At 59.3% G+C, this 24,525-nt stretch carries 20 protein-coding genes and 1 pseudogene; 11 read left to right on the top strand and 10 right to left on the bottom strand.

Annotated elements, in window-relative coordinates; all coding sequences use genetic code 11:
• Positions 1 to 29: 29 nt before the first annotated feature.
• On the top strand, positions 30 to 263 hold the full coding sequence (locus tag UNPA324_RS35635; RefSeq protein ID WP_141934450.1) for a DUF6894 family protein: 234 nt from the start codon (positions 30 to 32) through the stop codon (positions 261 to 263).
• 286 nt (positions 264 to 549) lie between these two features.
• Here the strand turns inward: UNPA324_RS35635 and hemC are convergent, their stop codons facing one another.
• The 6 genes from hemC to UNPA324_RS08910 form a co-directional block, all read right to left on the bottom strand.
• A complete protein-coding gene (gene hemC, locus UNPA324_RS08935) occupies positions 550 to 1,485 on the bottom strand; it encodes a hydroxymethylbilane synthase (protein ID WP_141934449.1) in 936 nt (311 codons plus the stop codon).
• An 821-nt stretch (positions 1,486 to 2,306) separates the two neighbouring features.
• Complete coding sequence (locus UNPA324_RS08930) at positions 2,307 to 2,762, bottom strand: cytochrome C (protein WP_246667143.1); 456 nt, start codon at positions 2,760 to 2,762, stop codon at positions 2,307 to 2,309.
• 4 nt (positions 2,763 to 2,766) lie between these two features.
• Complete coding sequence (locus tag UNPA324_RS08925) at positions 2,767 to 3,003, bottom strand: hypothetical protein (protein WP_141934447.1); 237 nt, start codon at positions 3,001 to 3,003, stop codon at positions 2,767 to 2,769.
• Between the two features lie 10 nt (positions 3,004 to 3,013).
• Positions 3,014 to 4,342 (bottom strand): c-type cytochrome, encoded by a 1,329-nt coding sequence (locus UNPA324_RS08920; protein ID WP_141934446.1) that lies wholly within the window; start codon positions 4,340 to 4,342, stop codon positions 3,014 to 3,016.
• A complete protein-coding gene (locus UNPA324_RS08915; protein ID WP_141934445.1) occupies positions 4,339 to 5,739 on the bottom strand; it encodes a cbb3-type cytochrome c oxidase subunit I in 1,401 nt (466 codons plus the stop codon). The genes UNPA324_RS08920 and UNPA324_RS08915 overlap by 4 nt, the downstream gene beginning before the upstream one ends.
• Positions 5,740 to 5,760: 21 nt before the next feature.
• Complete coding sequence (locus tag UNPA324_RS08910) at positions 5,761 to 6,000, bottom strand: hypothetical protein (protein WP_141934444.1); 240 nt, start codon at positions 5,998 to 6,000, stop codon at positions 5,761 to 5,763.
• A gap of 601 nt (positions 6,001 to 6,601) precedes the next feature.
• On the opposite strand from UNPA324_RS08910, the gene UNPA324_RS08905 reads away from it, so the two are divergent.
• Positions 6,602 to 6,892: a RidA family protein gene (locus UNPA324_RS08905; protein WP_141934443.1), complete on the top strand. Its 291-nt coding sequence runs from the start codon at positions 6,602 to 6,604 to the stop codon at positions 6,890 to 6,892.
• 65 nt (positions 6,893 to 6,957) lie between these two features.
• Complete coding sequence (locus tag UNPA324_RS08900) at positions 6,958 to 7,431, top strand: cytochrome b/b6 domain-containing protein (RefSeq protein ID WP_246667142.1); 474 nt, start codon at positions 6,958 to 6,960, stop codon at positions 7,429 to 7,431.
• A gap of 502 nt (positions 7,432 to 7,933) precedes the next feature.
• Here UNPA324_RS08900 and UNPA324_RS08895 read toward each other — a convergent pair.
• Positions 7,934 to 8,350, bottom strand: coding sequence for a cupin domain-containing protein (locus UNPA324_RS08895; protein WP_141934441.1), 417 nt, complete (start codon positions 8,348 to 8,350; stop codon positions 7,934 to 7,936).
• 736 nt (positions 8,351 to 9,086) lie between these two features.
• Here UNPA324_RS08895 and UNPA324_RS08890 point away from each other — a divergent pair.
• Positions 9,087 to 9,590, top strand: a complete 504-nt coding sequence (locus tag UNPA324_RS08890; RefSeq protein WP_246667141.1) for a redoxin domain-containing protein — start codon at positions 9,087 to 9,089, stop codon at positions 9,588 to 9,590.
• Between the two features lie 647 nt (positions 9,591 to 10,237).
• Here UNPA324_RS08890 and UNPA324_RS08885 read toward each other — a convergent pair.
• Positions 10,238 to 11,278, bottom strand: coding sequence for a hypothetical protein (locus tag UNPA324_RS08885; protein WP_246667140.1), 1,041 nt, complete (start codon positions 11,276 to 11,278; stop codon positions 10,238 to 10,240).
• Positions 11,279 to 12,179: 901 nt separating this feature from the next.
• On the opposite strand from UNPA324_RS08885, the gene UNPA324_RS08880 reads away from it, so the two are divergent.
• The 4 genes and pseudogenes from UNPA324_RS08880 (at position 12,180) to UNPA324_RS08865 (ending at position 18,044) form a co-directional block, all read left to right on the top strand.
• A complete protein-coding gene (locus UNPA324_RS08880) occupies positions 12,180 to 13,373 on the top strand; it encodes an efflux RND transporter periplasmic adaptor subunit (protein ID WP_141938764.1) in 1,194 nt (397 codons plus the stop codon).
• Entirely contained in the window at positions 13,370 to 16,543 is a 3,174-nt protein-coding gene (locus UNPA324_RS08875) for an efflux RND transporter permease subunit (RefSeq protein ID WP_141934440.1), read from the top strand. Before UNPA324_RS08880 ends, UNPA324_RS08875 begins: the two co-directional genes overlap by 4 nt.
• Before the next feature lie 75 nt (positions 16,544 to 16,618).
• Complete coding sequence (locus tag UNPA324_RS08870) at positions 16,619 to 17,536, top strand: NADP-dependent oxidoreductase (protein WP_141934439.1); 918 nt, start codon at positions 16,619 to 16,621, stop codon at positions 17,534 to 17,536.
• 89 nt (positions 17,537 to 17,625) lie between these two features.
• Positions 17,626 to 18,044, top strand: a pseudogene (locus UNPA324_RS08865) ((2Fe-2S)-binding protein).
• A gap of 45 nt (positions 18,045 to 18,089) precedes the next feature.
• On the opposite strand, the gene UNPA324_RS08860 reads toward UNPA324_RS08865, so the two are convergent.
• Positions 18,090 to 18,467 carry a c-type cytochrome gene (locus UNPA324_RS08860; RefSeq protein WP_141934438.1) on the bottom strand — a complete coding sequence of 126 codons (378 nt, stop codon included), beginning with the start codon at positions 18,465 to 18,467 and terminating at the stop codon, positions 18,090 to 18,092.
• 1,088 nt (positions 18,468 to 19,555) lie between these two features.
• Here UNPA324_RS08860 and UNPA324_RS08855 point away from each other — a divergent pair.
• Complete coding sequence (locus tag UNPA324_RS08855) at positions 19,556 to 20,509, top strand: AraC family transcriptional regulator (protein ID WP_210246756.1); 954 nt, start codon at positions 19,556 to 19,558, stop codon at positions 20,507 to 20,509.
• A 246-nt stretch (positions 20,510 to 20,755) separates the two neighbouring features.
• Here UNPA324_RS08855 and UNPA324_RS08850 read toward each other — a convergent pair whose 3' ends face one another.
• On the bottom strand, positions 20,756 to 21,781 hold the full coding sequence (locus tag UNPA324_RS08850) for a LysR family transcriptional regulator (protein ID WP_141934436.1): 1,026 nt from the start codon (positions 21,779 to 21,781) through the stop codon (positions 20,756 to 20,758).
• 811 nt (positions 21,782 to 22,592) lie between these two features.
• On the opposite strand from UNPA324_RS08850, the gene UNPA324_RS08840 reads away from it, so the two are divergent.
• Positions 22,593 to 23,204, top strand: a complete 612-nt coding sequence (locus UNPA324_RS08840) for a hypothetical protein (RefSeq protein WP_141934435.1) — start codon at positions 22,593 to 22,595, stop codon at positions 23,202 to 23,204.
• 91 nt (positions 23,205 to 23,295) lie between these two features.
• Entirely contained in the window at positions 23,296 to 24,525 is a 1,230-nt protein-coding gene (gene clpX / locus UNPA324_RS08835; protein WP_141934434.1) for an ATP-dependent Clp protease ATP-binding subunit ClpX, read from the top strand.

Here is a 24,525-nt window from a genome sequence, read left to right as displayed (position 1 = left end):
GACAAACCGTCGCATTTGAAGGAGTCGAAATGACGCACGTATATTTCCACTGCGCGAACACCAAGAAGGTTTTCGTCGATCGCCGCGGCGCCGTCGTGGATGACCTTGCTGAAGCGCGGGATCATGCGAACCGCATCGTGGAGTCCCTGACAAAAGAGCGCAGCTTCGAGGATTGGCGTGACTGGGTTCTGCATGTCAGCGATGATCAGGGCGATGAGCTCTTCGTCGTGCCCTTCACTTTCGTGCTCGGGGAGCCGAATTGAGGTCGGCGTGTTCCAAGCGATCCTTTGGGCCGACGCGCATATGTCCCACTTGAAAAGCAGACTGGCTGGTGCCCTAACGAAGGCTATCTTCACCGTCAGCGCCGCAAGGTGAAGATCGACTCGATGCGCCGACACGAATTGCGGAGCGCGCGCTGGGCAGCAGCAAACGCGGCCGCGAGCCTTTCGTTTCGGTGGTGGACCAGGTTTCAGGCTTTGCAGCTGGTCGCGCCGAAATCGCATGCGGTGTCCAAAGACCCGAAGTCCTTCCTCACGCCAGGTATCGAATTCAGATTGTCCTTTGCTCTTCCATGATGCGAGGCACAGCCTTCAATATCTCCTCCGCACCTCGCTGAAGAAGTTTGTCCCCTAGACGTGTGCCTATTGCGTCGGCTTGATCGGCGGTGCCAGCGCATTCATCAGTAATCTTCGTGTGGCCGTCTGGATGAGTCACTTGTCCTCGAAGCGTTAATGTCCCGGCGACCCATTCGACAGAAACCCCGAGCGGTAAGCTGCAACCCGCATCGAGACTTCTCATCAATGCGCGCTCTGCGTCTACTTCGGTGCGCGATTTCCGATCTTCAATCTTTTGAAGCAGTGCTATGAGTGCCGTATCTTCTTCGCGAGCTTCGACCGCGAGGGCGCCTTGGCCGACCGCATAAGGGAAAACATTCGAGTCTAGAATCTGTGAGGCCTCATGAAGCAATCCTAGCCGTGACAACCCCGCCGCTGCCAATAGAGTAGCGTCTATTCCCTCTCGGTTCTTGGCCTTGCAAAGCCTTGGAAAAACGTTTCCACGGATAGGTCGAACGTCCAGGCCACTGCAAAGAGCGAGAAGTTGCGCTTTGCGCCGAATTGATCCAGTGCCGACGCGCAACCTCGGTCGTAGCTGATCTAGTGTAACGCCACAAATTGTGTCGCGAGGATCCGCTCTTTTGGGAACGGCCGCCAATACCAAACCCGGCTGCAATCTGGTCGGAAGATCCTTGAGAGAGTGAACGACCAGGTCAACTTCTTTTTGCATAAGCGCGTCTTCGCTCTCCTTCGTGAATGCTCCGATGCCGCCAAACTGTTGAAAGGACGACCGTCGATCTCTATCGCCAACCGAACTCGTGAAGACGAGTCGTACCTCGGCGGTTGGCTCGACGCCATGAATAAGAGCGGCGACGTGACTGGCTTGCCAGCGGGCCAAATCACTTCGTCTGGTGCCGAGGCGAATTTCCATGATCAAGGCTCTGATTGTTCAGCGCGTCGACTTCTAGCGCTGCGCAAGTAGCAATAAGTGCGGAACCTGCTCGTTTTAGCCGCACGACAGAACTCTGGTGCGTGAGCATCTTTCCGCGGTCCATATTTCATCAATTCACGCCGCCCGAAACGCATAACAGCCTAGGTCGCAACTTCGAAAGTTGCTGGACCAAGTCGAAAATGAAGATGCCGGTTCGACGAGAATGGAATTTGAGCTTTTAGATACGAGTGCATCGATTGAGTCCCTGCATCTTTTCAAGTCGAAGGGATCGACCTGTAAGGCTTCATGAGGGCTGCCGTCACTTGTGTTCATAACGATGCGATTAAGGTAGGACGGTGATCGAAACATCCTGGCCATTATGCTGAGCCAGTGGGGAACCTCCATGATCAAGCGCCGAAGCCGCTCGATTGGATCGCGTCGCGTTTTGATCGCCTCCACGCACTGTGTCGTGAACGCGCATATTCGCTCGGAGTCGCGGATGGGTCGGCGGCGCCGGGGTGGTCCCTTCGGGCAGGATGCTCACCGGTAATCCTTCGACGATAGGGGCGATGACTTTTCAGCCCTCATTCGCTGATACTCCGCAGCGGCTTCCTCGGCCGTCGCGAAGTCTTTGCTATAGATGAAGTTTTCGCAACCATTGCTGATGCGGGCGTAGTAGGGTTTTCGCCGGCTAGCACAGTCCGACCGCTTCCTGACGCCCGGAAAGCCGTGCTTGTTGATTATGGTGCGTGGCATGTGAGCTTGATACCTGATGCTGGGGCGAGGCCCCTCATTGTTAAGCTCGCCTGTCTGGCGGAGCGCTATTTGAATGGGTTCATTGACGTGGAATAGGTCGGTGTTTTGGCGTAGTTTGCGGGAACGTTCCAAAGTGTCGCGACATACCAGGCGGTCCAAGCAACGATCAGCAGGCTTAGCACCCAAACCCAAACAGGGATTGGCGAGGGCGATTCTGCCCGGTGCGGCTCGAATGGTTCTTCGGCTCCAAACGCGTTGACCATGAAGCGCAGCGTACCGTGAACGACGGCCCCATCACCGAGCCCGCTCAGTGTGATCCCGGGCCCATTGCGGACCTGGAACCGAAGGCGTCGGACGCCGACTTGGCCGGTGGCGTCCTGGGCTTCGATGCGCAGGCCGTGTTCGCCGTCGGAAAGGCTCTTGGTGTCGAGCGCTATCTGCGCCGGTGGCCGCTGGTCGGTGACGGGATCGGCTGCTTCGTCGAGATAGATGCGGATGCGCGGATCGGACACGTGGTGCATTCCTCTAACGGTCGGCATTCAGGATGCGATATTTCGGATGATTGGGATCCCGTTCGCCGGGGGCGACCAGCATCCGCACCGCCGCCACGATGCAGCTAAGCGTCACGAGCCCGGCCCCGCCCGCTACCAGCGCGTTGCCGAGTAGTGGTCCGGTAAGACTAGGGCCGCCACCAGCGATCGAGGGCGCAGTGCAGAGGTAGCCAAGCGCCGAGAGAATCCAAGCGGTAATCGTATCGGTCATGGTCGGCCTCCTATTTTTCAGCGCGGAGCTTCGTGATCTCGGCGGGCGTCACCAACGGCCCGTGGTTACCCCATGACGTGCGCTCGTGATTGATGATATCGGCGATCTGCTGATCAGACAGTCGGTCAGCGAAAGGTGGCATCTCTACTTCGTACTTCCGGCCGTCGATTGCCTTACCGCTAAGGCCGCGCAGCATGGTGGTGATGTGTTCGGCAGGGTCAGTGGCATTAACGACCGGATCGCCTGCAAGCGGCGGAAATGTGCCAGGAACACCTTTGCCCTCGGCGCCGTGACAGACGCCGCAGTTGTCGGCGAAGAGCTTCGATCCTTCCGCAGCATCGAACATCGGCGCCGGGGGCGATACCGGCGAGACCTGCTTCGGCGTCGTTGCCTGCTTCTGCAATGGTTCGTTGGCGCGAGCCGCGACGACATCAGCCGCACTGATTAAGGCACCACGATTGCCCCATGAGGATCGCTCGTAATCGATGATGTTAGCAATCTGCTGATCAGACAATTGATCGGCAAATGCCGGCATTTGCGCTTCATAGCTCTGGCCATTGATTACCCGCCCGCCAAGTCCGTGCAGCACAGCGCCAATATGTGCCGTGGGATCGGCGTCGTTTACCACCGGATCTCCGGCGAGCGGCGGAAACGTTCCCGGCACACCCTTGCCTTCCGCGCCATGGCAGGATGCGCAGTTTTCGGCGAACAATGCGGCACCCTTGGTGGCGTCAAACCTCAGGGACCCGCTCGAAGGACTCTCAGTCGCGGCGCGGGACTGCGTCGGAACGAGCGGGGGCTGCTTCAGCGACAACAAATAGGCTACGAGCGCCTTGCCGTCGTCGTTGGCGATGACGGTACCGCCTGGCGCGAACTGGGGCGGCAATGGCACCGCTTTCTCTCCTGGCGGTAACTTGTCCACAATCCTGAACAGCCAAGGGAACGCCGGCATGATCGATTGCGGCACAACTGCACGCGGTTGATAGAGATGGATGTACTGCCATATGCTACTCGACTGCCGCGCGCCGATATTGCTCAAGTCTGGACCAGTGCGCTCCGAACCTAGTAATTCCGTAGTCTGGTAGGCATAATCGCCTGGCGCAGACGGGCGGCCAAACGGCTTATCTCCGGAGAGCGGGCGTACTTGCTGGGTATGGCAATAGAAGCAGCCTTCGGAGACATAGACATCTCGACCCCGCGCCTCAATCGAGGTTAGTGGCTTAAGGCCCGGCGTCGGTGGCACCTTCGACAGCCAGATCCCCGGCAGCACGCCCATAAGAATCGCTAGTCCAGTGTAGATCAGCGTTGAGCCGCCAGAAATGGACAATGTCCTGTTCATGCCGCCACCGTCTTGGCTGCCGCAAGTTCGGTGCATGACCTACCGTAGGTCATTGTCCAGACGTTGAAAGCGAAGACAAGATGGCCGGCGAACATCAGCGAGCCGCCTACGGAGCGCCACAGCCAGTATGGCGCGGCATCTTCGACCGACTGGATGAAGGTGAGTCCTCGAAGCCAATCGAGCCCCTGAATGGTGCCGGCGGCCGAAAGCGCCGCAACGTATATGACAACGCCGACGGCGGACAGCCAGAAATGTATACCCATGGTCAGGTTGTAGGGATACTTGCCGGTGGCGCGCGGCAACAGCGCATAGACGCCGCCCCAGATCGCGAAAGTCACGAAGCCATACATCGTCAGGTGCGAGTGTCCCACCGTGTAATTGGTCAGATGCCAAAGCTGCTGCAGCGAGCGAAACGCCTCGAATGTGCCTTGTATCGAGCCCAGCAGATAGCCGTAGACACCGACGAGGATGAAAACCGCGGGCGAGCGATATATCCATTCGTGGGTCCCCCGGAAGGTGAGAAGAAAGTTTGCGGTGCCGCTCAGCACTGGAACCAGCATGGCCACACTGAAGACGATGGCCGTAGTCTGCAGCCACCATGGTAGTGGACTGAATTCAAAATGATGAGCGCCGATGATTGGATAAAAGATGAGATTGGTCCAGAATGCAAAGACGCCGAGAGAATATGAATAGATCGGCCGGTTCAGGAGCTTCGGCAGCGCATAGTAGGACACACCAAGCGATAGAGGCGTGAACCATAGTCCGACCGCGTTATGCATGAAGAAGGCCTGTACCGCGACCTGGCCCAGTCCGTGCTGATACCAGGGCAACATCGACACTACGACCATAACGATCGTCCACAGCGTGCCCCCGATAGTATACCAATTAGAAATATAGATATGCTCGCCATCCCGGCGCTCGACAGTGGCGATCATATTCCAGACCGCGGTGATCAGGCCGAGACCAAGGATTACGCGAATCCACCACAGCCATTCGCGATACTCCTGGCCGTAGGTGAAGCCGAGATCGAGTGTGACGGTGCCCAGCACGGCGGCGAGATTGAGGAGCGCAAGACTGATCCATGCGAGGCGCTCGCTGTAGAGCCTTGCGCCAGAACTGCGCGCGGCGACAAACAGCGCAAGCCCAATCAGCGCCTGGCTCGCCCAGGCATAAAATGTTCCGCTGGTGTGTATCGCGCGCAGCCGACCGAACGAGAGCGCCGGCGTGGTCGCGAAATCTGGGTAAGCGAATTTGAAGCTGACGAAGAGCCCCACGGCCGTGGCGAATACAAGCCAGATTGTTGCCGACGCCACGTACGCCGCGAGCACTCGCGCCAAAACACGGTCATCCGGAGGGAGCGCGCGAAGTGGAATGGCTGCAGCGCTATCGGACATCATCCGTCTCCTCGACGACGTTGTTCAGCGTTGCCCTGAGGCGCGCCAAAAGCGTGACGTCAGCGGCATTGCAACCGGGCCGGCTTTATCGGGAGAATCCGGCGCGATCACGTTGTGCTTATTTTTCCAGCTGAGCTGGTCGGAAACATGGATCGTTTCGCCAATCCTGTACGCCGTTACGTACCGGTAGCCATCTTCCCATGGTTCGCCGAAATCGGCGGCTTTACCACTTACTGAAGCCGGGTTTACGCCGTTGCTTTGCATATCGAGCCTCCTGGCTTCTCGATCTGATCGCCTGTTGGTGACGTCATTTGAAAGCTGCGGTATGACGACGCGTTGGAGAATGAGCTTGCAAGGCCGCCAAGGGAAATCACCTTTCGATATAGAGTCGATATACGATCGTTATCGCCGACCAACAGCGTCGTAGTGAGGAATGCCACCCGTCGCATCTCGAGAGAGCTGATCGCCTAGGTTGAGACAAGGGTAAGCGGGCGTCGCTATGGAACGAGCAAAACTCGATTTGTCCAAAGGCGCGAGCGCCAGTCGCTTGGATATGCGCCTGCAGGCATTCCACGCTATGGCGTCGTCACACCGCGGAGGCGGCAATAACGATCGTCTATCGACTCTATGGCGAAAGGTGATTTCACTCGGCGCAGTTGCAGGGTCATTCTTCAACCGTCGTCATTCAAATACTAAATGCCGCCACGAGACGCGACCAGCGTGAAAGGCAACGAGGGTCGATATGAAAGACAACAGTTTGAGGTCGGTGATGCGATCCATGTCTCTGGCCAACTCAGCCGGCAAGAAAATGGCAACCTGATAGCGCCTGCTTCTCGATGAATTCGGCCGGCTCGCGGAGGTTTCGATGATGGAACGACAGATGCGAGCGACCGACGCCAATGCCGTCAAGAGTTCAGCGCGCTTCGGAGCAACGCTGAACACCGCCGTCCAGGAGAGGCTTTGTGTCCTCGTCGTCGCCGCATTCGCCGCGGCGGGCAACGTGCGCAGGGAGGCCGGCGGCACGCCTCGGTGCGCCAGCAACCTGATCGGTGTGGCGAGACTGGCCTTTCCTGAACAGCTCGTCGAAATCACCTTCAGGGTGACGCTGCCCGGAGTCAGAGGCGAAGCCGCGGTGGTTAATTTCCAAGTTAGGTAATCGCTTTGCGCAGCACTTCTTCTCGCTACGGCGCCGGCGCCCGATTGTTCCATTGGCTGACGGTCATGCTGGTTCTTGTCGCTTATGTGCTGAGCAGTGGCGATGGCTACTCGCTCTATTCCGCCTCCGCGGACGGGCTCCGGAGGATTCACGAGACGCTCGGGGTTCTTGTTTTCAGTGTCGCCGTACTGCGGTTGGTATGGAGGCTGATCGACAGCGCGCCAGCGAAGCAGCCGAAGCCGCGATGGATGACCCTGGTCGCGCGGCTCGTCCACTTCGTGCTTTATGTGTTCCTCATAGCGATTCCAACAACGGCCGTGCTTGGTACCTGGCTTGAGGGGATTCCCGTCACTCTTCCCGGATTCGACATTGCTCCGCAGATCACGAAAGCGCATGGTCTGGGTCATCTGATGATGGAAATACATGCCACGCTAGGTAACACCATCCTCTGGGTTGCCGGCGTGCATACAGCCGCGGCCCTCTTCCACTACTTTTATCTGCGTGATGAAGTGTTTCAGTCGATGATTCCCGGCGCATGAATGATCAGTCCGAGCACCGCGGAGAGCCGTATTCCCTCTGAAATTGGCGGTGTTTGCTTGCAAAATTCACTGAATCTCATGCGCTGCGCTCCAACTGACGGGAGTTCGTCGCGACAGCGCACTGACACAAATACGGTAGATGATGCCAAAGTCCGTGCCTCCTGCAGGAAGCCGAGGTCACCCTCGACCGCCGTTGTTAGCTGGTGCAATTTGAGTCGCCGAATTGCCGATTACCCAATCAAGCCTAGCGACATTGAGGCTCGTTTGTTCGACGTTGCGCAAGTAGTTTGCGCATTCGTAGCGCGTGAAGATCTGCGTTGGGGTTGCCGATCCTGCCGCAAACAGCCTCGACGGCGCGGGCAGTTGGCTTGTCCTAGAATGTGCTAGCGAGCGTGGCTAAGACCCGTTCGATGCGGTGCAGGCCCGGCGAACCGAGTGAACGCATTGTACTCGTCTATCGTTAGCTCCTTGAGGACGTTCGTTGCTCACTGCGTCTGAAGCGTCAGTTGGTAGGAGTGGTGAGCGGGCTGTCATTGGTGTCAAGGACGAACAGGGCGAGCAGCTTCGCCGGCTCGGTCTTGCTCGCGTTGCGACTGATCGAGTGGAGCGAACCCGGAGATTCAGACCAGCTCTCGCCGGCCCGATAGATGCGCGTCTCGCTATCATTTACCTTCGACTCGATCGCGCCAGAGATCACATATGCATAGATAAAAGCAGAGTTCGCGTGGGTGTGGGGCGGAGAGGCCGCGCCCGGTGCGTAATCGACTTCCACAGCAATCAGCGACTTGCCAGGAATATTGGGAATAGCCGCCTCGAAGTTCTTCGTGACGGTTTCCGCCCCGCTATCATGGGCGCAAATAGGGCCGGTCATCGAGAAGGCGAGAGCGGCGCTGAGGACGATAATGGTTTGGATCTTCATGGGCTTTGTCCTTTTGAGCAACAAGTCGGAAAGATGATGATCCTCGATAAGAAAATCACGATCGTATCCGTTATAACGGGCGGGAAGAGGTCGTCACGAGACTGGCTATTTCAAATGTTATCTGAAACTCGTGGTGGAACGTTGGGCTCGCTTGAGCGATGCTAAGCTGACGTCACCTCACGGGAAAATGTCTGACTGTTATAGTTTCCATTCCAACGCGTCCATTGTGCTGATGAGGTCCGACGCGAGAGGAGCCCGCGTGCCGCATGCACCTGGAGAATTAAGTGTGCCACGTCAACGCTACACATGACGTCATTGGCGCCATGCAATGTCAGTCCAGGAGGGGATAGGCGGCCGTTTGCCGCAAGCTGGGACGTTGATCGATTGCCGAGGCGGCGGTTTTCTGCAGACGCGGCCACTGGCATCTGGCTCGGGGGCGCACTGCGCGAGTGACTATAACTATCGTTTATTGATTTTATGGCGACAATCAATTTTGCGTTGCCGACGTCCTTTGGTCAATCTCCGAGCTAACGTCGTATAATTCGATCCTGCGACCGACATACAATGTCGGCTTGAGAAGCTAGGCAGCTCGATAATGCGAAGCAACGACCTCATCGAATCGGCGCGCCTTCCGGAGATGGGATCAGCGAAGAGACATGGTCACCGGATGCGGGGCCGTTCTTGAGGAAGCCGCGGGCGATTTGAGCGCCTTGCGGTTCAAACAGTGAGGCCGATTATGATGCTGCAAAACGGCGACACCTTTCCATCTCTTACCTTCGCTCGCGTCGGGGGCGGAAAAATCAGCCTGCCTGCCGATCTTGCAGGTTGGTTCGGCGTGGTTTTATTCCATCGTGGCTCCTGGTGCCCGTACTGCAACGCTCAGCTCGCTGCTTTCGCGCGAGCGGCAGACAAATTCGTCGGTGAAGGCATCAAGGTCGTCTCGGTATCGGTAGACGACCGGGAAAAGTCGGAAATGCTCGTCGAAAAGCACAAAATCGGTTTCCCTGTCGCTTACGGTGCTGACGCGCGAGCGGTTTCCGCGGTGACCGGCGCCTTCGTTAATGACGATCCCGTCTGTCTCCAGGCAACCGGCTTCGTCCTGAACCCGGAAGGCCAAGTGGTGACGGCCGTCTATTCGACCCGCGCGATCGGCCGTCTGATGCCTGACGATGTGCTCGGTTTTGTCCGCCACCTCAAATCATTGGCAAAAATTGAACGCAGCAAAGCAGCGGGGGATTAGCTGGGAGATCGATGGATGGCGCACGTGTCTGGATGGCGCGTGGTTGGTTAGGGTTCCGCCACGACGTCTGCAGCGGCTCACCTAGTCAGATAACGGCAACACTTTCGACGAAGTGCTGGCATTCCGGTTTTGGAAGCTATCTAAGTTGGCGAACGTTGCTCTAGCAGGTACCATCAGAGCGAAGGTCATTCCTGCAACCAAACAAAAAGATCGTGCTATGATCTCGGCCTAGCTAGTCCGAAGAGCAAGAATAGCTTTTGCGATCGATCAACTCTCGGTCGGGCGTTCAATCTCGCGCGTCGCGCCAGATGTCGGTGTCAGCAGCGTTGCCGCGTTCTCGTTTGCCTTCCGACAGTTAATGAAAATGCCACCGACCGCTGTTCTTCACCATCCTCCGAAGCGGGTAGTCGCGGCAGTAGGAGAATGCGATAGCACGCCTTAGATTGGTTATAGGGTAGCTGCAGCACCGCAAGCGCCGATGACCTGGGCGATGGAGCGTAAACGGAGGCGGGTCGGGACTTCTCCGTCAGGTCCCATCGGCGATCGCCGGATCGTAGTCATAGCTTGGCAGCGCCACAAGATGAGACGTATGGTTTCCACGGGCCTCGCTGAAAAAGGTGTATGCCAGGCGATTTTGTGGTCGAAACTCACGAAGCGAATGCACCGATTCTGATTCCAGACATTCCGGCGATTATCGCTGATGCTACGACGGCGCTTATAGCGATGCAGACACCCCAAAGTCGACCGGCAGTACGTTGATCGACACCGTGTGCGATCAGCACCACCCTTAATCCTGAAGCGAGGTGGCTCAAGACAAAGAAGACGCCGAGCGCGTAGTGAGGGAGCAGACGGATGTTCCAAGCGTCATGAATGAGCCCAGTCGGAGCTCCGATCGCGAAGTTCCAATCCGTGGGTATGCCGAGAAAACTTCGTGCGTAGACGAAGACCGAATTCATGTGGCCGAGAATGAAGACTGAGAGATAGGCGCCCGAAGCGACCTGATAGGTCCTCTGGAAGTCATGCGCCGAGGCGCTCCACCGCCACGTCAGAAGGAGGCCGGTCCCTATCTGGAAAAGCATGGTTGCAACCAACAAGGGTTCACCTACGGCAGAGCGATAAACCACGCGTCCGATCTTCATCACTGCGGCGTGCGCATCAGGACCTATCAAGCCGAACAGATGGTTCGCTAGATGAAACACCACATATAGGCTCAGGACCACGGCCGTTGCTCCATGGATAACCCGCCAACCTCCGACAACAGGGTCAGCTGATTCGACCGGACCTCGTGCAGACCGCGACCATTTCGCGATTGCGATCCATATCGCGCACCAGATGACCTCATCGGGAATAGGGCTCTTGATTAGGGCTTGCACAACGCCGAGAAAAACATAGAGCGTCGGCGACACAACGCTCGCATAGGCGAGGCGCCTTGAACCGGGATCGGACGTTGGTCGACAAGCTAGAGCGATCCCGAGGAACGGCACCACGAATGCAACGACCAAAACACAGGTCGCGCAGGCGATTGCGACGGGTGGCAGGCTTGCGGCTTGCGTGCCGACGATAGCATGGAAAGCATTGAGCAGAAATGGATAACAAATTGCCGCCGCCGCCGGCGCAAGAGCGACGTAGCCATCGCGCTTCTCGAGACGCTTACTGCGATTTTGCCCGTGAACAATTGCGTCCATCATCAAACCTACAAAGTCACGGTTAAGAAACCGGGTACGAGACGACTTCCGAGATAGGCGGGCCTTCGAGTATTGTCTGCGTGCGCATCGGTGTTCCGGTCAATCGTTCATTGCTGGGCGGAGTGTCTATTTCGATCAATCACCGTCTTCATTGTGCTTTTGGATGTTCGACCGGCGTCCATAGCAGGAGCGGAATTTAGCGTCAGTCGAAGCTTCCGCCGAAGGCAAGTAGTGTCCTGATCGAACGGCGGATCTTAGCACACAAGATGCCAAGTTTGCTGATGAGCCGATAGCCGGCTAATATGTATTTGAGTTATCCATGCGCATCATGAATGGCTCACCTTTACTGTTCGTAGTGCGTGTCGCTCGCGGAGGTTACTGATGAGCGTCTCTTCTAGCTCGGGACCTAAGTCGCGGCAACGGTCTGCGTGTCATGACGCCGTTCATACCCTCAACCCGGCTCAAGAGTCTCTGCTGAAACAAAGTGCCGGGCTCAGTGTGCGATGTGGTCGTGCATTCCGACTACATAATCCTGCTAATCGGAGAGCACCAATAACCGTCGTTTATCAAGTCCATGTCGAATTGTAATTTCCCTTCGTCGTGCTGCAGGGGCACTCTCTAAAGCATCTTCGTGTCGTAACTTTCAACGCTGAACCGACACGCGGAACACGATGCTATCGGAGAGTCGACATGCAATGCAGCGGCGCAATTCAGGCTGTCGCGTCTCTTGGCGGTGCCGTCAGCCAAGTTATCTACTTCCAAGACATTGCTGCCGTTCGTGCGGTAATTGCCTTTGTGTCGATCGAACATGACCGCAAACTTCGCAAGGCCGCAAGATACCTGTCTCAGTCAATGCAGCGTTCTAGCTCGTTTGGGAGAGCCGGAAGTGAGCGCAGCTGACAGAATGGCTTTGGCGAGCCAGTTCATCCGACGTCCGTTTCGTCGCTTTCGCCGATGCGTGGGCGCATCGATCTGCATGCTATTTGCGCTTGCGCTCGCGGGCTGCAACGAGAAGGCGCAATCGCAGGTGACTGCGCCTCCGCCGTCCGTTACGGTGGCGCAACCGGTCAAACGCACCGTCACCGACTGGGACGAGTTCACCGGCCGGTTCGAAGCGATCCAGGAGGTGCAAGTCCGTGCCCGCGTCGGCGGCTTTGTCACCAGTGTCGAGTTCAAAGACGGCGACATGGTGCACGCCGGCGATCTGCTCTACATTATTGACCCGCGCCCGTTCGAGGCCGTGGCGACTCAAGCGGACGGTCAGCTTGCCGATGCGCGCGCCAAGACAGAGCTGGCCAAGCGCGAGCTTGAGCGCGGGCTCACACTCGTAAAGACCAGTGCTGTCTCCGAGCAAGTCGTCGACCAGCGTCGCGAGGCCTTGGAGGCCGCTCACGCCGCTGAGACTATCGCCGAAGGCGCGCTAAAGGCCGCCCAGCTTAATGTCGAATTCACGCATGTGGTGGCACCGATAAACGGCCGCGTCAGCCGCCATCTCGTGAGCGTCGGCAACCTCGTGCAGGGGAGCGATAATGGCGGCTCGACGCTACTTACCACGATCGTGTCAATGGACCCGGTGTACATATATTTCGACGCCGACGAGACGACTTATCTTAAGAACAACAAACTGTGGTTCGAGGGTAAGCGGCCGAGTTCACGCGATACGCCTAATCCAGTGCAGGTGGCGCTGACCGGCGAAGCCAAACCATCGCATGAAGGCCATATGGATTTTATCGACAACCGGCTCGATGTCTCCACCGGCACGCTGCGCAGCCGCGCGATCATCCCAAACCACGATCTATCCATCCTACCCGGCCAGTTCGGCCGAGTCCGGCTGATTGGCTCTTCGCCCTATGAGGCGCTTCTTTTGCCAGATAGTGCGATCGCGATCGATCAGTCACGCAAGATCGTGTTCGTGGTCAAGGATGACAACACTGTGGAAGCGCGTGCGGTCGAACTCGGTCCGTTGGATCAGGGGCTGCGCGTTGTTCGTACAGGCCTGAAGCCGGAGGATCGTGTCATCATCGACGGCCTACAGCGAGCACGCGTTGGCGCTAAGGTGAGCCCGCGCAGCGTCGAGATCAGCGGCAGTAAGTCATGAATCTCGGTCGTCTTTCCGTAAATCAGCCCATTCTGGCGATGGTGCTGTCGATCGTGCTATTGATTGTGGGCGCGATCGCGTACCAGACGCTGCCCGTCTCTGAATATCCGCAGGTAGTGCCGCCTACGGTTACGGTCACCACGCAATACCCTGGCGCCTCGGCACAGACTGTGTCCGACACGGTCGCAGCTCCCATCGAGCAGGAGATCAATGGGGTCGAGGACATGCTGTACTTGTACAGCCAGGCGACCTCCAACGGCCAGCTCACGATAACTGTGACTTTCAAGCTTGGCACAGATCTCGATAAGGCCCAAGTCCTGGTGCAGAACCGCGTCGCAATCGCGCAGCCGCGGTTGCCGGAGGAGGTGCAGCGCAACGGAGTAGTCACTCGCAAGAACTCACCCGACATCCTGATGGTCGTGTTCATGCTGTCGCCCGACGATAGCTTCGACCAGCTCTACATCTCAAATTACACGCTGTTGCAAGTGCGCGATCAGCTGCTGCGACTCGACGGCATCGGCGACATCCAGATGTTTGGTGCGCGCGACTACTCGATGCGACTATGGCTCGACCCCGACAAGATTGCCAGTCTTGGCATGACATCGAGCGACGTCATTGCCGCGGCCCGCGCTCAGAACCTGCAGATCGCCGGCGGGCAGATCGCGGAGCCGCCGATCGCCGATCGCGCATTCCAGCCGAACCTAGTCTTCACTGGGCGTCTCAAGGATATCAGGCAATTCGACGACATAGTGGTGAAGGCTGGTTCCGACGGCCGTACCGTACGGCTGCGCGACGTTGCGCGGATCGAGCTTGGCGCGCTCGCCTACACTACCAACAGCTTCATACTACGAAAGTCAGCCGTTGCAATGGTGGTGACGCAGCGGCCCGGATCGAATGCGCTGGCCACCGCGAAGCATATTTCCGAGACGATGGTGAAGCTCAAGGCGAGCTTCCCAAAAGGGCTCGATTACAACATCGGCTACAATCCGACCGAATTCATCGCCCAGTCGGTTCATGAGCTGATCAAGACGATTTACGAGGCGATGGCGCTCGTCGTCATCGTGGTACTGGCGTTCCTTCAAGGTTGGCGGCCTGCGATCATCCCAATTGTCGCGATCCCGGTGTCGCTGGTCGGCACATTTGCAGCGATGGCTGTGCTCGGCTTCGGCATCAATAACCTTACGCTGTTCGGCCTCGTACTTGCGGTCGGCATCGTGGTAGACGACGCCATCGTGGTTGTGGAGAATGTCGAGCGACATCTCCAGGCAGATATGAGCCGGCGCGAGGCGGCTCTCAAGACGATGGAGGAGGTTGGCGGCGCGCTGGTCTCGATCGCCCTAGTGCTCTGCGCGGTGTTTGTGCCGACCGCGTTCCTGGGCGGCATTTCCGGGCGATTCTTCCAGCAATTCGCCGTCACGATCGCGGTTGCGACCGCGATTTCTTGCTTCTGTTCGCTAACGCTGTCGCCAGCACTGGCCTCCCGGATTCTTACTCCGCATGAGCAGAAACGTCCAACCGCGCGCTGGAACATCGTTGCACGTGGTTGGGATGGCTTCACCGCGCTTTTCAATTGCATCTTCGATCGCCTAGCGGATGGCTACGCGGCCGCCGCCACGTTTGTGATCCGACACACGGCGGTGATGCTGGCAATTTACCTCGCGCTGATCGGCGGTGCTGGCTGGCTGCTCTCCACCACGTCTCAAGGCTTCATCCCGGCGCAGGATCGTGGTTACCTGATCATATCGGTGCAATTGCCGGGCGCCGCGTCGCTGGTGCGGACCACCGCGGTAGTGCGGGAAATCGAGCGAATTGCGCTGGATACACCAGGGATCATCCGTGTCGCGGCGTTTGCTGGCTTCTCCGGCGCGACCCGCACGCAGGCGAGCAACGCCGCGGCACTCTTCCCCGTCTTCGACGACCCCGAGGCGCGAGTTAGGAAGGGCTTGACTGCCAGCGTGATCACTGCGGATCTGCGAAAGCGGCTGTCGGCGATCGAGGGCGCCTTCATCATCGTCATTCCACCGCCTGCCGTGCCAGGCATCGGCACCGGCGGCGGCTTCGCCATCCGCATCCAGGATCGCCAGGGGCGCGGTCCCGAGCTGCTCGGAGCTGCCACGGACGAGCTCGTGGCCGCCGCGCGGAAGTCGCCAAACCTAACGTCGGTGTTCTCGCCGTTCACGGCGAATACGCCGCAGCTATTCGTCGACATCGATCGTGTGAGGGCGCAGAAGCTTGGTGTTCCCATCGCCAGCATTAACGATACGATCCAAACCTACTTCGGTTCGACCTATGTCAACGATTTCAACCTGTTTGGGCGCACCTATCATGTCACCGCGCAGGCCGATCTGCCATTCCGAAGAGAGGCGTCTGATTTGGCGCGGCTGCGTACCCGCAACGCGGCCGGTGACATGGTCATGCTGGGGAGCGTAGTGGACTTCAAGGATATCTCTGGGCCCGATCGTGTCGCGCGCTACAATCTCTACTCGGCATCCGAGCTGCAGGGCGAGCCGGGCGCCGGCGTGAGCTCGAAGACAGCGCTCAACACCATCAAGCAATTGGCCGACAAGACATTGCCGAGCGGGTTTTCTTTCGAATGGACCGATCTGTCCTATCAACAGGTGACGGGTGGCAATGCTGGACTGTATGTGTTCCCGATCTGCGTGCTGTTCGTCTATCTGGTCCTCGCGGCACAGTATGGTAGCTGGACCCTGCCGCTCGCGGTGATCCTGATCGTGCCGATGTGCCTTTTCGCGGCCACCATCGGCGTGCGCATCATGGGCGAGGACATTAACATCCTGACCCAGATCGGCTTCGTGGTGCTGGTGGGACTTGCAGCCAAAAACGCGATCCTGATCGTCGAGTTCGCGCGGGACATCGAGCTTGAGGGCAAACCGCGCGTGGAGGCGGTGATCGAGGCCTGCCGGTTGCGACTGCGGCCGATCCTAATGACCTCGTTTGCCTTCATCCTCGGCGTGCTGCCGCTCGTCGTCTCCACCGGTCCCGGATCGGAGATGCGCCAGGCCGTCGGCGTCGCCGTATTCTTCGGCATGCTCGGAGTTACGCTGTTCGGCCTGATCTTCACGCCGATCTTCTACATGGTCGTGCGAAATCTCGCGGAAGGAAAGGATGAGGGCAAGCCGACTCAAGCGATGGCGGCCGCGGCGGAGTGAGTTGCGGTCACGCCGATCGAGATGAAGCCAGAACGGCCACCGCCGAAGAGGCAAATGACCGAGGAGATAATTCCCATGAAGGCGATCATTGTGACGGACCGGGCTGCGGGCACGGCCGGGATGAAGCTCGTGGAGCAGCCCGAGCCGCAGGCAGCGATAAACGACGTCGTCGTTCAGGTTCATGCGTCGGGGTTCACGTGGGATGAGCTGACGTGGCCTCCGACCTGGACCGATCGCCTCGATCGTGACCGAACACCGTCGATCCCTGGGCACGAGTTGGCCGGAGTGGTCACAGCGCTCGGCTATGGCACGACGGGGCTGTCGGTGGGACAGCGCGTGTTCGGCCTCACGGACTGGTATCGCGACGGCACACTGGCTGAGTATGTGGCAGTGGAGGCACGCAATCTCGCACCGCTGCCGGGCGATGTCGATTTCACAGTGGGCGCGAGCCTGCCGATGCCGGGCCTGACTGCTTGGCAGGGACTGTTCGAGCACGGCCGCCTTCAGGCGGGGCAGAGCGTCCTGGCGCACGGCGCGGCTGGCGTGGTCGGTTCGATGGTGACCCAGCTCGCGCGAGAGGCCGGCGCCTACGTCATCGGCACCGGACGCGCTGCCGACCGTCAGAAGGTGCTCGACTTCGGCGCTCAGGAGTTCGTCGACCTCGAGAACGATGTTTTGGAAGACGTCGGCCAAATCGATCTGGTTTTCGATGTCTTCGGCGGCAACATCGGAAAGCGGTCGGCGCGGCTGGTTCGAGCCGGAGGAACCCTTGTTTCAATCGTCGGGCCAAGCGAGGAACGGCCCGCCAACGGCTTGGCAGTCGATTTCGTCGTCGAGTCCGATCGTGCCCAACTGCGTGAGATCGTCCAGCGAGTACGGGACGGCCGACTGCGGACGAACATTGGCAACATCGCGACCCTCGACGATGCCGTCGCTTCTTTCAACCGGACCGAGCGACGCAAGGGGAAGACTATCATCCGCGTTCGTCCGTAGGGACCCGTGCCCCTTGATGCATGCAGTCGGTCGGCGCGGTCCGGGTCGCCCGCCTCCGTCTAATCAGCCCTAGCCACCACGAGGCATCCATGGTTTTCACGTTAAAGATCAACGGCAAACCCCATGAGGTCGATGTCGACGGCGACACCCCACTGCTGTGGGTGCTCCGCGATTGCTCGGTATGACCGGGACCAAGTTCGGCTGCGGCCAGGCGCTGTGCGGCGCCTGCACCGTGCATGTCGACGGCAAGCCGGTCCGCTCCTGCCAAACACTGGTCGACAGCATTGGCGATAGCGCGGTCACCACGATCGAGGCGATCGGCCAGGCGCCGCAGGGTGCAGCCTTACAGAAGGCATGGCTGGAGCTGGAGGTGGCACAGTGCGGCTACTGTCAGTCGTCCCAGATCATGTCGGCGGCTGCGCGGCTCCCTTCCCACGTTCGCTCATCAGACACGCGATCAGGCAATTCGGATGCCTGCGCAGACGAGGCGGCAGTAAAAGATGCTTAGACGTTAACTGGGCCGTGCCCTGCCAAAGTCTCGCCCAATGATCCGCTACTTCAACGTCGCAAGATAGGCATCGAGGTCAGCCCGGTCCGTCGGGTTCTTCAGCCCTGCGTAGGGCATCTTGTTTCCGGGAACTACCTTCTGGGGCGATTCCAAATACGCATCGAGGATCTTCGTATCCCAGACAATATCGGACTTCTTCATCGCGTCACTGTAGGGGAACCCGGGAGCCGTACCCGCCTTTCGGCCGACGATTCCTCCCAGGCCAGGCCCCACACGATTGGCCTGATCCGTAGCGTGGCACGTTGCGCAAGTTTGGAAGATGGTCTTTCCGTGCGCGGCGTCCTGCGCGTGGCCTGGATTGGCGGCGGCTCCCGCAAACAAGAGCGCCGCGAGAATCGCACGAAGTGTTCCTGCGCTGTTCATTACGAACATCCTTTTTTTTATCGGGATCAGAGGTGGCGCGGCTGCGTGAAATCGTTGAGATCGTCTCCGAGTCGAGGCGAGTGGCGCCGAGCAGACCAGATCCGCACGGCTACAGCCGGGCCCTACATTGGTACTTTCATCGCGCATCCTTCGCTGGCCGCGCGCGTCACGGCGAATCGCGCGTTAGTTTCAGTCCTTAACGGGACGGCCGCGTGCGCTCGACCGCCGCCACACCGAAAGATCGGATACAGGGGACAAAATGAGAAATTCCTTTTGGACATGCATTCGATAGTCGTGAGATATCGTCCAAGAGGCCTGGGCGTGGCGTAGGACGACACAAAAAGGGCAACTCGCGACCACTCTTTCCCGTTGGGTTGCTTCGAAACGTCATGCGCGAGCACTCCTTCCAGCTCGAGTCTGGATCCCGCTCCTGCGCTTCGCGGGGAAACAAGTAGGGAAGCACCAAATCGGCCCGATTGACTTCGGCGTGACGATCGCGACCGAAACGACGAGATCGCGACAAGTGCGCGGCTTGAATCGAGGTAATACTCACCTGCGCGCGGCTTTTGATCTGGAACGTGCCCATCCTGCCCGCCTCACGATTCGTCGCATACGAGTTGCTAGGGAGGCGAGCAGTCCGCGGTCACATCACGACCTGCGGGTCCGACATCCGTGCGTACGATCGGTCCGTGACGAAGCCAGCTGTTGCGATGGCGGCTCGGGGCTTCCTGACGCGCGTCGGCGTGCGTTCCCGCGAATTCATAAAGTTCCCAAGTCGTTGAGACGCTCAGGGCTCATTCATGTTACAGCTGAATATATCTAATTCGGCTGTCACCCCTACTGGGTCAGCCGCAAGTGGCTATTTGTCCTGCGTGTTTAGTCGGAGGCAACCGAAGACCGAACCAATCAAAATCCCAGATCAAGTTAAGGCGCGGAAGGACCCTTCGCTCGGTTGCGAGATTGGCTGCTTGCGAGATGCGTCCTCTCGCCGCCCGCGCTGAGCTCATGAACCTGAGTAACATAGAGGCGTTTTGGACGTGGCAGGTGAGCCATTCTGGCGTATATCGCGACAAGACCTCGACAAGTTGATGACCACGTTGGACGTCACCTTCGTCAGACTATCGCAATGCGTGCTTGCGACGGGGGCTCACCTGGCCGTCGCCTGCGCAGATGCCACCACCATCCACTACTGTCTTCGAGGCGTCGGGTTCATTCTCCTGGAGGGTGAAACGCCCATCCGCCTGACGCCGCATACACTGGTGATAGTCCCGCCTGGACGAGCAATGACAATTGTCGCCACGGAGCGCCCGACCGCTCTACGGAAGGTCGGCAAGGGCGGCGACTGCCTCTTCGTGCCCGGCTCGAAGTACTGGCACACCATCGGCGATGGCGAGCCGACACTGGTGCTTGCGTGCGGCATCTTTCGAGCCACCTACGGCCCAGCACTGGACTTGTTCGCGTCCCTTGCAACGCCCATTGTCGAGACGTTTGACGTACATGACCAACTTGACCAAGTGATAGCCTGCGCAATAGCCGAGCTCGCGGCCCAGGACGTTGGTGTGGGGCCAATGTCGGCGGCGCTGCTGAAGCTCGTGTTGCTCGCGCTGCTTCGACGTTGCCTAGTCTCGACGAAAGCGTGGGTCGAGCGCTTCGCGATCTTAAGCGACCCGCCGATCGCACGAGCTTTCGCCGAGATGGCCTCGCGCCCATCCTTTCCGCACACCGTACAAAGTCTATCCCAGGCCGTCGGTCTCAGCCGCTCAGCTTTCATGGCGCGCTTCTCAACTGCCTTCGGTGAGGCGCCCATGTCTCTCCTGCGCCGCCTTAGGATGCGCCTCGCTGCTGACCTGCTCTCAGCCAACGCGCTATCGATCGACCAAGTCGCCCTAAACGTCGGCTACCAGAGCCGGAGCAGCTTTACGCGCAGTTTTCGTCGGTACTACGGCAGCGACCCTTCAGAATACCGCTCCAAAGCGCAGAGCGCACGGTCCGCAAGGGCTGTTCCAACTGAGGATGCGATCGAGCAATCCGATGCCGCGTGAGAATTTCGTCCGCGCGAGCGTTGGCGCCGCCGCCGGCGAGCTCATTGCGGCCTTGTGATGACACCCGAGCTCGATCAACTCAGTGCCCTCTCGGGTCGGGGCGCGGGCTAAGCGTCGACATCTCAGGCGGCGCGCTGCTCGTGGAGCTGGCTCCGGCATCTCGTAGAACGAATTCTGCGGAATCCCGCCCTTCAACGAGTTGACGCCACGGCTGCATCGCGCATCCAGTCGAGGCTCGGTGCGGATTCAGGCGAGCGTCTTAGCTCGTTTGCACCGCGTAAGCCCTCGGGCGGTGAGATCGATGCGCTGGAGGCCGCTCGCCCTCTGCGTGCTCTCCGGCGCGGGCGCGCTCGCCATCTCCGGGAGCCTTTCGTGCGGCATTTGCTTCTGGGGGGCTTCGATCGACCAGTCTCGAAACCGCGCGACTTTGATAAAAGCGTCCAGCGCCGGCGAGTAGCGGCGCCCCTGCACGGCCAGCAGCCGCACCTCCCGCGAAATCGGGTCACCTTCGAGCGGAATAGTCTTGAGCGTCGGAAGGCATGGCATGTGCTCGGGCGCGAGTACCACGCCGAAGCCAGCGGCGGCCAGGTACTGGAGGTGCAAGTCGTGACCGCTGCCGTGGCCCAGATGCGGCGGTTCCTTGGGGAAATACGACCGTTGAATCTTTGGAGCGACGTCGCATCCGACGCGCTCCAGCAAGACGGTCTCGCGGAGGTCGTCAATTCCGATCGAGGGGCGATTTGCGAGCTGGTGTGTCGGCGCTAGAACCGCGACGTAGCGCTCTTCAAAGAGCAACCAGTCGTCGATGCGGGCGGGTATGTCCTGCACGTCCCCGACGATTGCGGCGCTGATCTCCCCCTCAAGCAGCAGGTCGATGAGCTTCTCCGCCGTGTCCTCGCGCAGCTCGACATTAAGTCCTGCGACGAACTTTGCAATCTCAGTGATCAGATCGACAATGAGCGAAGCCGAGATAGAAGGGGCGAGGCCGATCTTGAGTGGCGCGATCTCCTTGCGTTGAAATTCTTTAGCTCTGCGACGTGCTGTTTCTGCCGAGGCCAGCGTGCGCGCCAGTATCGGAAGAACCTCCTTCCCGAGGTCGGTGAGTTGGGTCAGCTGGCGCTCACGATAAATTAACGGGCCCCCAAGTGCCTGCTCCAGCTTCTGGATCCCCTTGGTCAAAGCGGGCTGTGTTACATTGCACTGCTCGGCCGCGCGGGTGAAGTTAAGCGTGGACGCGACCGCAAGGAAATAGCGAACTTGATGAAGCTCCATGGGTCTCCGATAACTTGCTCCTGTCTATGCACTTGACGCCGTGACGGGGGGCCGCCGAAATGACGGCATATGGATGCCACTTGCATGCACACGTTGGAACGGCTCAGTCTATCGGTTTGGACGCACGGACACGCTTTCTGGAGGCTCTGAGAGCCGGGCTAGTGCGCAGCGAGGTGGGCGGAGCTCCTTGACGAGGAAATCGGCAAACCCCTCACGAAAAGCGCATTCAGTTCTATCGAGCCGAAATCCCATTTAGGCAGCACCCGCACGAGCTGCCCAGTCTCCAGTTCTGCCCGCACGCTGATTTCGCCCGACGCGGCAATCCGTAGCCCGGCGACGGCGCTTGCTGTGGCTCCTTCGCTGGTGGTGATCGCGAGCTGACCCTCAACGCGCTCGGAGCAGATACGGCCGTCTTTGCGTAAGGAGAAGGTCGGCGATGAGTGCGCCGGACTGGCGATTACCGAGTGGTGCGCGAGGTCCGAGAGCGTGTCGGCGCGCCGTGCTCACGTAGGTAGTCCGGAGGGGCCACAGTACCCTCGAAAGCTGTATGATTGGCCCTTCTTCATTTTAGCAAGAATGAGGGATTGCCTGCCATACCCACCACGGCGACCGCAGCTCAAGGCGAAAATCCGCGTCACGAATCTGATCCGAAAGTTCCGTCGAGCCGATCCTCATCGACGAGTGCGCTCTCTCGCCGCGGCAAGGCGAGCCTCAGCGCTCCCAGCGACGGTCTGGGCAACTTCAAGACGAAATATAGTTTTCGGTCAACCGGCCTCATCGAAAATATGGAACCTAGGATCGCCCGCTCATCGTGTACGGGCCGAAATCGGTTTCGCGCGAAGGTGCGAGCCTGATTGCGAAGCAAATCCCGCATGGATTGTTGGGCGTCGGCCGGTTCGAAGCGGACGAACTCTACGATTTGTTCGAGTGCATTAAACCTTCGGATCGTCGTCCCGCGCCCTTTTGGGTGCCCGAGCCCAACCGGCGCTCAATTGAGGTGCTCGTGACAATCGCCTTAGCCTCGGCGCAACGGAGATCAAAGAAAGACCTGGATGCGTTATCGCCCGGCCGAAATGTAAGTCCCTCGCAACACCTGCCATTCTGGAGCCTGATCATGGGAAGAATCACTGTTCTCGTCGCCTCGGCTCTGATCATTGCATCTACTAATGCCGGGCCTGCCGCAGAGTCCAACTTAAACAAGGATGTCAACGCCGCTCGCGCGGCCTTGGCGACGGTGCGCAGCAAACCCGCCAATGCGGCCGACAAAGACGAGGCTTGCCGCATCTACCTCGCCTCATTCTATCAGTCCGCGATGCTGCGGCAAGCCGCTGCTGGCGGCGTCGACGGCGCGAGGGTGTTAACTGCGCTCGATTCCGTGATCGATATTTTCAACGATCTGTTGGCGCCGAAATGCGTCGGTTGACCCTCACTGTTCTCAGCCAAAGGCAATGGGCGCGGGGCCGCAGATGATCGTATTCCCGTTTACAACCACCTGGATATGGTTTGAGACCGCCATGGCAGTTCACTCAATCTCCAACACTACACTCCACAATTTGGTCGCAGGTCCCACGATATTTATCTGCGACGAGTGCGTCGAGCTCTACAGGGACGTTATCCGCGAGGAGAACAAGTCCTCGCTGGTCAAGTCGCGCGACGGCATTCCGACGCCGAAGGAAATCTGCAAGGTGCTTGATGACTACGTCATCGGGCAGAGCCATGCGAAGAAGGTCCTGTCGGTTGCGGTGCACAACCACTACAAGCGCCTCAACCACCAGACCAAGCACAACGACGTCGAGCTCGCGAAGTCGAACATCCTGCTGATCGGTCCGACCGGTTCGGGCAAGACGCTGCTTGCGCAGACGCTCGCCCGCATCCTGGACGTGCCGTTCACCATGGCGGATGCGACGACGCTGACCGAGGCCGGCTATGTCGGTGAGGACGTCGAGAACATCATCCTCAAGCTGCTCCAGGCCGCCGACTACAATGTCGAGCGGGCCCAGCGCGGCATCGTCTACATCGACGAAATCGACAAGATCAGCCGCAAGTCCGACAATCCCTCGATCACGCGCGATGTGTCGGGCGAGGGCGTGCAGCAGGCGCTGCTCAAGATCATGGAGGGCACGGTGGCTTCGGTCCCGCCGCAGGGCGGCCGCAAGCATCCCCAGCAGGAGTTCCTGCAGGTGGATACCACCAACATCCTGTTCATCTGCGGCGGCGCGTTCGCCGGCCTGGAGAAGATCATCTCCGCGCGCGGGCGGTCGACCTCGATCGGTTTCGCCGCCCAGGTGATGGCGCCGGAAGACCGCCGGACCGGCGAGATCTTCCGCCACGTCGAGCCTGAGGACCTCCTGAAGTACGGTCTCATCCCCGAGTTCGTCGGCCGTCTGCCGGTCGTGGCGACGCTCGAGGACCTCGACGAGACCTCGCTGAAGAAGATCCTCACCGAGCCGAAGAACGCGCTGGTGAAACAGTACCAGCGGCTGTTCGAAATGGAGAACATCGAGCTGACGTTCGCCGACGAGGCGCTTGGCGCGGTCGCCCGCAAGGCGATCGAGCGCAAGACCGGCGCGCGCGGCCTGCGTTCGATCCTCGAAGCGATCCTGCTCGAGACCATGTTCGACCTGCCGGGCCTGGAAGGTGTGGAAGAAGTCGTGATTTCCCGCGAAGTCGTGGAAGGCACGGCGCGTCCGCTCTACATCTATGCCGATCGGTCCGATCGTGCCGTCGAGAATGCCAGCGCCTGA

It is taken from the genome of Bradyrhizobium sp. UNPA324 (genome assembly GCF_006658635.1).
Taxonomy (GTDB): Bacteria; Pseudomonadota; Alphaproteobacteria; order Rhizobiales; family Xanthobacteraceae; genus Bradyrhizobium; species Bradyrhizobium nanningense.
Note: the sequence above shows the minus strand (reverse complement) of the source record. Positions and strands in the feature narration are given on the sequence as shown.